At 65.8% G+C, this 13738-nt stretch carries 11 protein-coding genes; 7 read left to right on the top strand and 4 right to left on the bottom strand.

Features of this window, described 5'->3' with window-relative positions; genetic code table 11:
- Nucleotides 1-7: 7 nt before the first annotated feature.
- From J2Y55_RS29600 to J2Y55_RS29585, 4 genes are read right to left on the bottom strand one after another with little or no spacing between them, the layout of a single operon-like run.
- Nucleotides 8-1438, bottom strand: a complete 1431-nt coding sequence (locus J2Y55_RS29600; protein WP_310160450.1) for an amidohydrolase family protein — start codon at nt 1436-1438, stop codon at nt 8-10.
- 18 nt (nt 1439-1456) lie between these two features.
- On the bottom strand, nt 1457-2482 hold the full coding sequence (locus J2Y55_RS29595) for an ABC transporter substrate-binding protein (RefSeq protein ID WP_404979071.1): 1026 nt from the start codon (nt 2480-2482) through the stop codon (nt 1457-1459).
- Nucleotides 2483-2529: 47 nt separating this feature from the next.
- Nucleotides 2530-3306, bottom strand: a complete 777-nt coding sequence (locus J2Y55_RS29590; RefSeq protein ID WP_310160448.1) for an ABC transporter permease — start codon at nt 3304-3306, stop codon at nt 2530-2532.
- A 1-nt stretch (nt 3307) separates the two neighbouring features.
- The gene (locus J2Y55_RS29585; RefSeq protein WP_310160447.1) at nt 3308-4195 is read right to left on the bottom strand and encodes an ABC transporter ATP-binding protein; all 888 of its coding nucleotides are present in this window, start codon (nt 4193-4195) and stop codon (nt 3308-3310) included.
- Nucleotides 4196-4383: 188 nt separating this feature from the next.
- Here J2Y55_RS29585 and J2Y55_RS29580 point away from each other — a divergent pair, with 188 nt between their 5' ends.
- The 7 genes from J2Y55_RS29580 to J2Y55_RS29550 all read left to right on the top strand — a co-directional run bounded on the left by J2Y55_RS29580 (nt 4384) and on the right by J2Y55_RS29550 (nt 13564).
- Nucleotides 4384-5157, top strand: a complete 774-nt coding sequence (locus J2Y55_RS29580; RefSeq protein ID WP_310160446.1) for a GntR family transcriptional regulator — start codon at nt 4384-4386, stop codon at nt 5155-5157.
- Between the two features lie 364 nt (nt 5158-5521).
- Entirely contained in the window at nt 5522-6784 is a 1263-nt protein-coding gene (locus tag J2Y55_RS29575; protein ID WP_310160445.1) for an amidohydrolase family protein, read from the top strand.
- Between the two features lie 637 nt (nt 6785-7421).
- Nucleotides 7422-7967: a TRAP transporter small permease gene (locus J2Y55_RS29570; protein WP_310160443.1), complete on the top strand. Its 546-nt coding sequence runs from the start codon at nt 7422-7424 to the stop codon at nt 7965-7967.
- Entirely contained in the window at nt 7964-9247 is a 1284-nt protein-coding gene (locus J2Y55_RS29565) for a TRAP transporter large permease subunit (protein ID WP_310160442.1), read from the top strand. Before J2Y55_RS29570 ends, J2Y55_RS29565 begins: the two co-directional genes overlap by 4 nt.
- Before the next feature lie 37 nt (nt 9248-9284).
- Complete coding sequence (locus J2Y55_RS29560; protein ID WP_310160441.1) at nt 9285-10280, top strand: TRAP transporter substrate-binding protein; 996 nt, start codon at nt 9285-9287, stop codon at nt 10278-10280.
- Nucleotides 10280-10948 carry a cyclase family protein gene (locus J2Y55_RS29555; RefSeq protein ID WP_310160440.1) on the top strand — a complete coding sequence of 223 codons (669 nt, stop codon included), beginning with the start codon at nt 10280-10282 and terminating at the stop codon, nt 10946-10948. Before J2Y55_RS29560 ends, J2Y55_RS29555 begins: the two co-directional genes overlap by 1 nt.
- Nucleotides 10949-11485: 537 nt before the next feature.
- Nucleotides 11486-13564 carry a HAMP domain-containing methyl-accepting chemotaxis protein gene (locus J2Y55_RS29550; protein ID WP_310160438.1) on the top strand — a complete coding sequence of 693 codons (2079 nt, stop codon included), beginning with the start codon at nt 11486-11488 and terminating at the stop codon, nt 13562-13564.
- Nucleotides 13565-13738: the final 174 nt, after the last annotated feature.

The following is a 13738-nucleotide window of genomic DNA, read 5'->3' as shown; positions in this document are numbered from 1 at the left end:
TCCGCCTCTATTCACAGCAGGACGATTCGAACCATGTCGTGGCGGCCGCCGTAAGGGCGGGCAAGGCCGCCTGCAGCGCCTGGTAGCGCGGCAGGTTCTTGCGGAGGAGCCCGCGCAGTTCCGCCTCGCATCGCTCGAGCTCGATGCCTGTCGGGCGTCCGTCCCTGACGATCTCCCGCCCGGCCACGACCACGTCGCGGACGCAAGCGGTGTTGCCGCGGGCGAACAGCAGGTCGAGCGGATCGACAGGCATGATCGCGTCACGATCGAGCCGGTCGAGGTCGATCACCGTGAAATCGGCGGCAGCGCCCGCGACCAGCGCGCCCGGCCCCGGCGCGCCCGTGGCCTTGCGGCCGTTCCGGACCGCGAGGGCGAGGAATTCGGCGCGGCCCCAATTGCGCCGGAGGCCCGCGCCGTCATGCATGATCTGGACGAGCCGCATCTCGCGCAGCGCATCGTCGTCTTCGTCGAGCGCCGCGCCATCGACGCCGACAGCGATCGCGCAGCCACGGCGATGGGCTTCGGCGATCGGCCCGAGCCCGGAATGCAGATGCAGATTGGAGCTGAAATTGGTGACGATGGTCGCGCCGGCCTCGGCAATGAGATCGAGCTCCTCAGGCCTCGCATGGGTGCAATGGGCTAGGGTCAGGCGCTCGGACAGCAGACCGATATCCTTGAGGTAGCCAACTATGCCGCCCGGGAAGGTCCTGTCGGCCCAGGCGCGCTGATAGACGGTTTCGAGGAGGTGCATATGCACACGCCGGCCGGTCGCGGCCGAGCGCTCGGCGATGGCCTCGAGCAGGGCCGGCGAGCACCATTGCACGCCGGCGGGCCCGAACTGGACATCGACCATCGGCCCGGCGATCGCGGCGCCGATCTCCTCGACAAGGTCGAGATAAGCGGCCGGCGGCAGCGCCGGCCGGATGAACAGCTCTTCGACCGGCTGCCGCGCCTCGGCCGGGAGAGCCTCGAGCAGGGCGGCGCTGTCGCCGTAGACCAGCGGGTTCTGGTCGCGCACCGCCGGTGCGAAGGCCAATCGGATGCCGACATCGCTGGCCGCGCGCGCGATCTGCCGGGCTTCCTCGACGACCGGCATCGTGCCGCTCGGGCGGGTATAATGGACCATCATGGCGCCGCAGCCGGCCCGTGCCGTCCTGGCCAGCGAGACGGCGGCGGCGAGATAGGGATCGGGCGGCGTGCCGAAGGCCGAGCGCAGCATCCAGGTTTCGAGCGGCAGGTTCGCTGCGCCCAAGGACGTCATGCTCGGCCGGGCATGGTCATGCGCATTGACGAGGGCCGGGATGATCAGCCGGCGCCGATCCTGCGCCGCCTGCCCGTCCAGGACGGCGGTGATTGCCCCGTCCCGGTGCTGGAGCGCGGCATCCGCGACAAGGCCTTGCCCGGTGAACAGGCTCGTCGCGAATGCCGTCCCTGTCATCTCGCCCTCCCGGCGGGTTCAGTTCGCAGTATAGACCAGTTCACGCTCCGCCTTGGGCGGCAGGAACTGGCGCGAGAAGATCTCACCGGGCATCGGCGTGCGCGCGAGCTGGTAACCCTCGACGATGATGCCGATGGCGCGCGCCATGCGCTCATCCTTGGTGTCGCCGATGCCGATCTCCTTCATCTCCGGCGAGACGATAAGCTCGCTGAAGGAATATTGCAGCCGGCGTTTCTCGACCTTTTCGTCGACGAGATTGTCGAAGTTGATCACGCCCTTCATGCCGAGCCCCTGATCCCCGGCGATCTCGATCATCGCCTTGTTGGTGGCGCGGACGAGTCCGGCCACGGCTTTCGGATTCTCCTTGATCAGCTTCTGCGAGACCATCAGGCCGTTCGAGTAGAGGTCGAGGCCATAATCGCCGAACATCAGCCAGTTGAAATCCTTGTCCGGGTCCTGGCGGTTCAGCACGAGGTTGAAATAGCTGGTGATGTTGAAGACCAGCGCGCCGTCGATGTCGCCCTTGATCAGCAGGGGCTCCTGCAGGTTCGGCGCCATGTTGGAGAGCTTGACCTTGTCCATCGCGACGCCGTTCTTGCGCGCAAAGACCTCGAGCAGGCGGGTCGTCGGCGTGCCCTGGGCGCCGCCCAGCGTCTTGCCGACGAGATCGGCCGGCTTGGTCACCCCGGTCGCCTTCTTCGTCACGATCGCAAAAGGCGGCCGGTTCCACATCATGTAGACCATCACCGGCGCTTCGCCCGGCTTGGCCGCGGCGTTCTGGATGATGGCGTTGACGTCGCCGAAGCCGGCATCATAGGCGCCGCTCATGACCCGGGTGACGGTGGCGCCGGAGCCCTCGCCCTGGTCGATGACGACGTTCAGCCCCTCGGCCTTGTAGTAGCCTTTGTCGCGCGCGACGAAGAAGGCTGCATCCGAACCTTGCGTCTTCCAGCCGAGCGTGAACTTGATCGTGGCCTCCTGGGCCAGCGCGGAGCCGGCCCAGGCGAGGCCGGCAAGAAGTGTCGCGGTCCATGTCTTGAGCATCGCGTTCTTCAGCATCGTGGTCTCCCCTTCTGACGATTGCGGCAGGTCTAGGCGGTGGCGAGATCGGTCTTGCGGGTGGCCCAGCCGGTGACGCGCCTCTCGATCAGCGAGAAGGCGACGTAGAGCGCGACGCCGAGCCCGGCGAGAATGAACAGCCCGGCGAAGACCAGCGGCACGTTGAAGTTGGACGAGGCCGACATCATCACATTGCCGATGCCGCGATTGGAGGCGACGGTCTCGGCCAGCACCGTGCCGACGAAGGCGTAGGTGATCGCGACCTTCAGCGAGGCGAAGAAGAACGGCATCGTGCGCGGCAGGCCGACATTCCAGAGAATGTCGAACTTGCTGGCGCCGAGCGCCTTCAGCACGTCCTCCATCTCGGGCTCGGTCGTGGCGAGGCCGGTCGCGATGTTGACCACGATCGGAAAGAAACAGATCGACAGGGAGGTCAGCACGGCCGGCACCGTGCCCGAGCCGAACCAGAGCACGAAGATCGGCACCACCGCGACCTTGGGGATCGAGGAGAAGCCGATCAGCAGCGGGTAGACCGTGTCATAGGCCGTGCGCGAAACGCCGATGACCGCGCCCAGCACGACGCCGAGCGCAACGCCGAGCACGAAGCCGGCCATCGTCGTCGCCAGCGTCTGCAGGATATGTGGCCACAGGATCGGGAAGCGCTGCACCAGCGTCGCGACCACCTGGCTCGGGCGCGGCAGGACCAGGTCCGACATGCCCGAGATGACGCAGAACAGCTCCCAGCCGACGAAGAACAGCACGATCAGCCCGGCTGAGCCCAGCCTCTGCCTGAGACGAATATCGGCCATGTCAGATGCTCTCCTCAAGGACCGGGGCGGAGCGGGCATCGACGATGAGCTCGCGCAAGCGCTGGTTCAGCGCGACGAAGTCCGGCTCGAAGGTCATGGCGATCGTGCGCGGCCGGGCGAAGGCGACCGCGCTATCGTCGAGGATGCGGCCCGGCCGGGCGCTCATCACGCAGATCCGGCTCGCCAGGAAGCCGGCCTCGCGCAGATCATGCGTCACCAGCAGGACGGTGGGGCGGTGCGACAGCCAGAGCTCCTGCAGGATCGCCCAGAGCTCCTCGCGCGTGAACTGGTCGAGCGCGCCGAACGGCTCGTCGAGCAGCAGCATACGCGGCTCATGGATCAATGCCCGGCACAGATTGGCGCGCTGGAGCATGCCGCCCGAAAGCTGCCAGGGATATTTGCCGGCAAAGCCCTTGAGCCCGACCTGGGCGAGCAGCGCATGCGCCTTGTCGCGGAAAGCGCCGCGCTTCTCCCGCGCGAAACGCGAGCGGAACGGCTGCACGATCTTCAGCGGCAGCATGACGTTCTGCTCGATCGTCAGCCAGGGCAGCATGGTCGGATTCTGGAAGGCCATGCCGATCCGGAGCGCCCGCGCGGTGACCTCGCGGCCGCCGACGATGACGACGCCCGCACTCGGCTGCACGAGCCCGCTCACCAGCCGCAGTATGGTGGACTTGCCGCAGCCGGAGGGGCCGACCAGCGCGACGAACTCGCCATCGGGAATGCGCAGGCTCGTCTCGGACAGGGCCGGCACCGCGCCTGCCCCACGGCCGAAGGTGACGGATGCCTGCGAAAGCTCGATCGCCGGAGCAGGGCGTAGCGGCGCATCCGCGCCCGGCAGCGGCGGCGCCGATGGAATGATCGCGGGCTTGGGGCGTGGCAGGCTCATGCCAAAAGTGCATGCAATTGCAGTGCCACATTGTATCCTGATCGACTCGCCCTCCTTGTTCTGATGGCCTCGGCAATCCATCACGGCCAGCACGATCAGCGGCATGCCGAGGCAACCCGGCTGGCCCGCGCACGCATTGCGGAAGCGGCAGACATGGCGCTAAGACGGTCGCCCACGACGTGGAAACCATGATGGCGCGTGAAACGGACCAGGGCCGCACTTCGTCCGACAAGGTCGGAACGATCTGCCGTGCGTTACGCCGCGCGATCATCGAGCAGGCGCTCGAGCCGGGCGCGAAGCTGCCTGAGGATGCGCTGGGCGAGCGTTTCGGCGTCAGCCGCACCATTGCACGCCACGCGCTCGGGCAATTGGCGGCCGAAGGGCTGGTCGAATTGCGCCGCAACCGCATCGCGGTCGTGGCGACGCCGAGCTGGCAGGAGGCGCGCGACACCTTCGACATCCGGATCGAGCTCGAGCGCCTCGTCGTGCGGCAGCTGGCCGGTCGCTTGAGCAGGGCCCAGATCGCCGCGCTCAAGGCCCATGTCGATGCCGAGGATGCAGCGCGCGGCGGCCCCGACGCGGTCTCGATCCGGCTCGCGACCGAGTTTCACATCCTGCTCGCCACGATGACGGAAAGCCCGATCCTGATCCGCTATGTCAGCGAGATCGCCTATCGCTGCTGCCTGATCCTGTCCTTGTTCAGCCGGCCTCATTCGTCCGAATGCGCCATCAACGAGCACCGTCTGCTGATCGACACGCTGGCGGAGGGCGGCGCCGACAAGGTGATGAGCCTGATGCATAGCCATCTCGATTCCGTCGCCGACCGCGCTTTGGTCGCACAGGCCAAGCCGCGCGGCCGCGACATCATGGATATCCTGGCGCCCTATGCCGAAACGCCGCCGGCGCGCCCCGCCGGCAAGGCGGGCCCTGGTCGCAGCTTACGGCGCGACGCGGCGGAATAGCGTTCAGCCCTTCGGCTGCTTCAGTCCCGCGCCGGCCATCCGCTCATCGCCGCCCCGACACGCGTGCAAGCGCACGCGCCGATCAGGTTGCGCTGCAACCTGATCGGATAACGCGTTCGCTATTACATAATGAGAGACGGATTCACCGATCAGGTCGATCCGACCTGATCGGATCCGGCTCTGCGGGATCGGCACACAAAGTGCATGCATGTTTTTTGTACAGCCTGAACTCATTTCCTAGAGCAGGATGCGAAAAAGTGGGAACCGGTTTTTCGCATTGATCCTGCTCTAACTCTTGGATGAGAGACGGATTCAGATTTCAGATGGGATCACGAAGTGACCCCGTCTGAAATCATCCGGCTCTATGCATGCGATGCCCAGCTCCCTCGATCTCATCTTTCGTCAGGCGATCATCCCCAGCCAGGATCAGCCGGTCGATATCGGCATCTCCGCCGGACGCATCTCGGCCATCTCGCCCCGTATCGTCGCCGACGCGCCGGAGATCGTCCTGGACGGCCGCGCCGTGCTGCCGGGCTTCGTCGACAGCCATGTCCATCTCGACAAGGCCTGCCTGCTCGGCCGCTGCGGCCATAGTCATGGCGGGCTCGCAGACGCCATCGCCGCAGTCGCCGCGATGAAGCGCGATTTCACCGTCGACGACGTCTATGAGCGCGGCGCCCGCGTGATCGAGAAAGCGATCGCCAAGGGCACGACCTGGATGCGCACCCATGTCGAGGTCGATCCGCGCGCCGGCCTGCGCAGCCTCAAAGCGATCAAGGCGCTGAAGGCGGCCTATGCCTGGGGGCTGGAGCTTTCGATCTGCGTCTTCCCGCAGGAGGGGCTGACCAACGATCCCGGCACCGAGGAGCTTCTCGTCGCCGCCCTGCGCGACGGGGCGGATCTGCTCGGCGGCTGCCCCTATACCGACAGCGACCCGCTTGCCCAGATCGACCGGCTCTTCACCCTCGCCGGGCGGTTCGACGTCGACCTCGATTTCCATCTCGATTTCGACCTCGACCCGAGCTGGATGCATCTCGACGAAATCTGCCGCCAAGCCGAGCGCCGTGGCTATCAAGGCCGCGTCGCGATCGGACACGTCACCAAGCTCTCGATGGTGGAGCCGGCGAGCCTCGCCCGGATCGGGCAGCGGCTGGCTGAGGCGGGCGTGGCGGTGACGGTCCTGCCGGCGACCGATCTCTATCTGATGGGGCGGGAGGCTTCGCATGCGGTGCCGCGCGGCCTGGCGCCAGCGCATCGTCTCGTGGAGCAGGGCGTGGTCTGCTCGGTCGCGAGCAACAACATCCTCAACCCGTTCACGCCCTTCGGCGACGGCTCGCTGCTGCGCATGGCGAATTTCTACGCCAATGTCGCGCAGATCGGCCCGGACGGGTTCCAGCGCTGCCTCGATCTCGTGACGACGCTGCCTGCGCGACTGATGAACCTCGACGATTACGGGATAGCCATCGGCAACCCGGCCGATTTGATCGTCTTGGACGCGCCGACCGGCCGCGACGCGCTCGCGGAGATCGCCGAGCCGATCATGGGTTTCCGGGGCGGCCGGCAAAGCTTCGCACGCCCGGCCGCGGTGCTGTTCGGCCCTGCACGACCCTCGCGGCACACCCTCTGACCGCATTGATGCGAAAGGCGCGGGGAACCCCTCTCCTTCATCGAAGTCGGGTCTACCCGACTTCGAAACTCTGAGTGCTGAACTCGGGCAGGCCCGAGTTCAGTGAGAGGGGCAGGGGTGAGGTGTCGGCCCCTGGACCAGTTGAGCGCCGAATTCACAGCGTGGCAGCGGTTGGGTTGCAGCGCGAACGTCAAACGGCCGACCCCTCACCTTGCCCTCTCCCTACGGGAGAGGGTTCCCCGCGCTTGTCTCGGCAAGAACGCAGGACCCCGCCCTGTCGGCGCTCCCCCGCCTCGCGCGGGCCAGTCCCAAACGCTCCGCGCCTGCCCGCCGATCGCTCGATCCTGCATTTGACAGCCCAAATACCGGCGTGCAGTATACAGCATACAATAAGGCCGCTGGCTCGAACCGACGGTCATTCAGGGCCAGGAAACCACGGAGGTGCGCCAATGCGCGCTCGCGAATCCGTCATCGCCGATCACGCGATCGATCGCTGCCCCATGCCATGACAATCGCCGGCATGCCTCTGCTCTGGGCAAGGCGATGCCGCTGATCCCGCATGAGCCCGGCGCAGGCCAGCAAAGCCTCCTCGCCACTCTCCAAAGCGTTCCCTGCCCGCTCGACGAGCTGACCCGCGATGCAACTCCCCAAAGCCTTCCTTCGCCTGATCGAGAACCTGCTGATCGCAGCGTTCGTCGTGATGATCATCATGGTCTTCGGCAATGTCGTGCTTCGCTACCTGTTCAACTCCGGCATCACGGTGTCGGATGAAGCTTCGCGGATGATCTTCGTCTGGCTGACCTTTGGCGGGGCTTTCCTGGTCGCGCTGGAGGGCGGGCATCTCGGCATGACGACCGTCGTGCAGATGCTCGGGCTTCGCGGGCGCTGGTTCGCGCGCTTGCTGGCCGAGGGGCTCTCGCTGCTGTGCATGACGCTGCTGGTTTGGGGATGCTGGCTGCAGAGCAGCATCAATTTCAGCAACCTGTCCCCGGTGCTGGGTGTGCCGACCGCGGTCTTCTACCTGGCGGGCCTGGCCTGCGGGCTCGGCATCGGCCTCCTCAACATCGTGACGCTGATCAAGCTGCTGAGCGGACGCCTGCCTCCCGATCAACTGATCACCGGAGCGGAGTCGGAGGAATTGGCCGCCTTCGAGGCGCATAACCAAGAGCGGCCTCGCTCATGACCATTCTCGTCTTCCTTGTGTCGCTTCTGGGCGCCATGGCGCTCGGCATGCCGATCGCGACCTCGCTCCTGGTCTGCGGCGTCGCCTTGATGATCCATCTCGACGCGTTCGACGCTCAGATTCTGGCGCAGAACCTGATTGGAGGCGCCGACAGCTTTCCATTGATGGCCGTGCCCTTCTTCATGCTGGCCGGCGAATTGATGAATGCCGGCGGCCTCTCGAAGCGGATCATCGCCTTCGCAATGGCGCTGATCGGACATGTCCGGGGTGGGCTTGGCTATGTCGCCGTGCTCGCGGCGATCGTGATGGCGAGCATCTCCGGCTCGGCGGTGGCCGACACAGCGGCCTTGGCAGCTCTGCTCATTCCGATGATGCGGCAGGCCGGCTATCGCCTGGACCGCAGCTGCGGCTTGATTGCAGCCGGCGGCATCATCGCGCCGGTGATTCCGCCCTCGATCGGCTTCGTCGTGTTCGGCGTGGCCGCCGGCGTATCGATCACGCGCCTGTTCCTGGCCGGCATCGTTCCGGGCCTGCTGATGGGGCTGGCCCTGGCGCTCACCTGGTATGTCCTGGCAAAGGACGAGCCGGTCTCCAAATTGCCGCGCCCCAGCATGAAGAGCATTGCCAAGGCTGCTCTCGATGGCTTCTGGGCTCTGCTTCTGCCGTTCCTGATCATCGGCGGCATGAAGGTCGGAGCCTTCACGCCGACAGAGGCCGCGGTGGTTGCCGCCGTCTACTCGCTCTTCGTCGGCATGTTCGTCTATCGCGAGCTGAAGGTCGAATATCTGCGCCCGGCCTTCCTGGCGGCGCTGAAAATGTCGGCCTCGGTGATGTTCCTGGTCGCCGCCGCGCTTGTTTCGGCCTGGCTGATCACGATCGCCAACATACCGGCCGAAGTCGGCGCCATGCTCGGCCCGCTGATCGAGTACAAGATGCTCCTGATGATCGCGATGATGCTGCTCGTCGTCGTGGTCGGCACGGCTCTCGACTTCATCCCCACCGTCCTGATCCTGACGCCCGTGCTGATGCCGATCGTCAAGCAGGCCGGGATCGACCCGGTCTATTTCGGCGTCCTCTTCATCATGAACAATGCCATCGGATTGCTGACGCCTCCGGTGGGAACCGTGCTGAACGTCGTCTGCGCGGTCGGCCGCATTCCGATGGACAAGGTCATCCGTGGCGTCATGCCCTTCCTGCTCGCACAGATCGCAGTTCTCGTCCTGCTGACGCTCGTTCCCGAGATCGTCATGGTGCCGGCAAAATGGTTCTACGGGCGCTGAAAAGCCCACTCGCAAAAACAATCCGGAGGAGGCCCCCATGACCATCACCAGACGCACCGCCCTCACGACCGCCGGCGCCGGGCTTGCCCTGTTTTCCATAGGTCGCCCCGCTCATGCGCAAGCCGCCAAACTGCGCTTTGCCCATCCCCATCCCGAGTCGGATAGCTGGCACAAGGCCGCGCTCCAGTTCGCTGAGAAGGTCAAGGCGAAGAGCGGCGGCAAGCTCGAGGTCCAGGTCTTCGCGAACGGGGCTCTGGGCTCGGATTCGCAGACGATCAGCGCGGTTCGCGGCGGCTCGCTCGACATCTGCCTGACAGGCAACCCGTTCTTCACCGGGCTCGCGCCGAAGCTGAACGTCCTGGACCTGCCGTTCCTGTTCCAGAGCCGCAAGCATGTGGCGGCGGTGATGGACGGGCCGATCGGCGATGGCTTGCGCAAGGAGCTCGAAGCGTCGAATCTGAAAGCTCTCGCGACCTGGGAGATCGGCTGGCGCAACCTGACGAATAGCCGCCGCCCTGTCGCCACCGCTGCCGACATCAAGGGCCTGAAGATCCGCACCACGCCCAACCCCGCGCATATCCGCGCCTTCCAGCTGTTAGGGGCCGTGCCGACGCCGATGGCCTTCACCGAATTGTTCTCCGCGCTCGAAACCGGCGCGGTCGACGGCCAGGAGAACCCGGTGACGCTGATCCTCAACGCCAAGTTCAGCGAAGTCCAAAAGCATCTGTCATTGACCCGCCACGCCTTCACCACGGGTCCCGTGGTGATGAACAAGGCCAAGTTCGATGCGATGGCGCCCGACCTGCAAAAGCTCCTTGCCGAGACGGCTCTCGAACTGGCTGTCGTCCAGCGCGGGATGAACGAGGACACGGAAGGGTCGAGCCTGGCGGAACTCAAGAAAGCGGGGATGCAGGCGGTGGAAACGCCGGACCGCGACTCCTTCTCCAGGATCGTCACCGCCGAAGTCGAGAAGGAGTTCGTGACGAAGTTCGGCGGCGAGACGCTCGAGGCGATCAAGAAGGCGACCGTCTGATGGAGATCATCGACCTCTCCATGACGATAGAGCCGCATTTCCGCTGGCCCGTCGAGCTGGCGATCAAGGGCGACATCGCAGCGGGCGACCAGTTCCGCGTCTCGCGGATCAGCATGACCTGCCACGGCTTCTCCCATGTCGATGCCCAGGCCCATGTCATCGCCCATAGCCCGACGATCGAGGCGACGGCGCTGTCGCGCGTCGTCGGCCCATGCCGGGTGCTGGATCTGCGGGACGTCACTGCCAATCAGGCGATCGACGCCGAGCGGCTCGCTGCCGCCGACCCCGGCGGTCCCGACGGCGAAATCCTGCTGCTGGCGAGCGGCTGGGATCAAAAGCGGGACTACAAGACGCGCGAATTCTGGCTCGACGCGCCCTATCTGACCCGCGACGCGGCGCTCTGGCTCAAATCCCGCAACCCGACCGCGCTGGCCTTCGATTTTCCGCAGGATTTCCCGATCAGGCTTCTGCTCGACAACAAGCATGTGCCCTTCGCGGAGCATGTCACCCATGACGTCTGCCTGCGTGCGGGGATCACCCTGATCGAATATGTCGTCAACACGGGAGCCTTGAAGAGCCCAAGGACCTTCCTCTGCGCCGCGCCGCTGAAGCTGCCGAATGCGGATGGCTCGCCGGCACGCATCTTTGCGATCGAAGGGCTGAACTGAGGTTCGCTAGAGCATTTTCGAGCGAAGTGGACACCGGTTCGCGTGAAGAAAATGCGATAAAACAAGGAGCTAGAGCATTTTCGCGATTCGGAGAAACGCGGAAATGCTCTAGCAAAATCAGCCCTCATCCTGAGGAGGCCCATGAGGGCCGTCTCGAAGGATACTCCAGATGGTTCCGGAGCCTCCTGGAGCATCCTTCGAGACGCCGCTCCTGACGGAGCGGCTCCTCAGGATGAGGGCTGAACCCATTTTCCAAACGCTTTCCGAAGCCCGCGGCCTCCATGTCCCGGCACGCCAGGGCGCGCACAAAACTTCGTTAAGACAGCGCCTGTAGAAGCATTGGATCGGATCACAAGACCGGAATGCCGCAGGCCTTCATCTCGGGCCCAGGCGCAACCGGCCGGGGCTGCCAGCGCCTCATGATCTGACGATGAGGAAACGGCCGAACCGACTGCCTCGATCGTCACGATCGAACCAAGCCCGTTCCCGTCGTCACGCCGTCCCGCAGAACCCCGCCGCCGAAAGCTGACCATAGCCATGCTCAAGCACGCCTCCATCGTGTCGAAATCCATCGGCGTCGTCGCCGTGATGAGCGTCGTCGCCATCGTCATCGCCCTTGTCGGCTGGATGGGGCTGACGCAGCTCAAGCGTTCGATGCTCGATGTCGAGCAGACCGGGGGCGTCGCCCGCGAAGCGATGGATTTGCGCATCGACATCATCGCGATCAGCCGGATGACCTATCAGCTCGCGCGCCAGCCTGAAAAATATGCCGAGTTCGCCACCGACACCGAGCTGCGCGTGAAGGAAATGCTGGCACGGCTGCCGATCCTGGAGGCGCAGGCCGATGCCGAGGAGAAGCGCCTGATCGGCGATGTCCGCGCCAAGCTCGGCAGCTATTTCGACCAGATCCGCGCCATGGTCGCCGCCTCCCGGAACAGCACGGCCGATCGCTCGGCGGTCGAGGCCGCGCTGGCTGCCTGCCTCGGCGGGCAGAAGGCCGTCACCGAAGCGGTCAAGGCCTACACCACATATTCCGGCAAGACGATCGAGGCGACCCGCGACACCGCCTTCACCTCCGTCGACCGCTTCCTTCTGGTGCAGATAATCGTCGCCGTGCTCGGCATCCTCGGCGGGTTGCTGCTGAGCCTGTTCGTCGCGCGCCGCGGCATCCTGCTGCCGCTGCGTGGCCTCAACGGCACGATGCATCGCATCGCCGAAGGCGATCTCGACAGCGCCGTCGAAGGCACCGAGCGCCGCGACGAGATCGGCCAGATGGCCGCCTCGCTGCAGATCCTGCGCGACAATCTCCAGAAGATCCGCGCGCTCGAGGAACAGGAGCGCGAGGCCTCGTCGCGCCGTCTGCGTGCGGCGGAAAACATGGCCTTGGTCGTCTCGGATGTCGGCGAGGTCGTCGCCGCTGCGGCGTCGGGTGATTTCTCGGCGCGGCTGCAGATCGACCAGGCCGACGAACAGATGCAGAAGCTCGTCGCCGGCATCAACGAGATCAATGCGGTGGTCGATTCAGCGACGAACGAGTTCGCCCAGGCGCTCTCGGCGGTGGCCGGCGGCGACCTGACAGCTCGGATCGAGACCGCCTATCGCGGCAAGTTCGCCGAGCTCAAGGGCGCGATCAACGAGACGGTGGACCGCCTGTCCACGACGGTGCGCACGATCCAGGTAACCTCGGCGGATGTCGGCCTGGCCGCCCGCGAGATCACCATGGGCGCCGATGATCTGTCGAAGCGCACGGAAGAGCAGGCCTCGTCGCTGGAGGAGACCGCAGCCACGACCGAGGAGCTCGCAGCTTCGGTCAAGGCCTCGGCCCAGGCCTCGAAGGACGCAGCCGGCATCGCCAATGACGCGATGCAGGCGGCCCAGTCGGGCGGCGTGATCGCTGGCCAGGCGGTCGACGCCATGGCACGCATCGAGAGCGCCTCGCAGAAGATCTCCGACATCATCCGGGTGATCGACGACATCGCCTTCCAGACCAATCTCCTGGCGCTGAACGCGGCGGTGGAAGCGGCCCGCGCCGGCGATGCCGGCAAGGGCTTTGCCGTGGTGGCCTCGGAAGTGCGCACGCTGGCGCAACGCTCGAGCGCCGCTGCCAAGGACATCTCCGGCCTGATCTCGTCCTCCAACATGGAGGTCGGCGAGGGTGTCAAACTGGTGCGCCAGGCCGGCGACCAGCTCGACCAGATTCTCAGCCATTCGCGCAAGGTCGCGGCCACCATCGCCGACATCTCCTCGGCCGCCAGCGAACAGGCCAATGGCATCGACGAGATGAGCCAGGCTGTCGCCCATCTCGACGAGATGACGCAGGCCAACGCCGCGCTCTCCGAACAGAGCGCAGCTTCGGCCACCTCGCTGTCCTCGCGCATCGTCGAGCTCAACGACCTCGTCGCCGCCTTCAGGACCGGGCCGGAGGGTGCAGCCGCCTCATCGGCCAGTCATGGCTCGGAGCCCGCCCGCCTGCGCAAGCTCGCCGAGGCCGCTTTCGGCCAGACCAGGGCATCGGCGCCGACAACCCGGGGCCAGGCCGCCGCGCCAGCGCCGCGCGCGCCGGCCAAGAAGGTCGCCAACAGCCGTGCCAGCGATGCCGGATGGGAAGAGTTCTGAGACCCCAGCTGTTTGGAAAGGTGAGCCCTCATCCTGAGGAGCCGCGTAAGCGGCGTCTCGAAGGATGCTCCAGCTCGCAGGGGAACCTCCTGGAGCAGACCGTTCACCCTCGGAACCACGCCGTCATCCCGGACAAGCGGCGAAGCCGCGCCGATCCGGGATCCATGCCGGAGC

Source organism: Allobosea sp. BE125, assembly GCF_031456075.1.
Taxonomy (GTDB): Bacteria; Pseudomonadota; Alphaproteobacteria; order Rhizobiales; family Beijerinckiaceae; genus Allobosea.
Note: the sequence above shows the minus strand (reverse complement) of the source record. Positions and strands in the feature narration are given on the sequence as shown.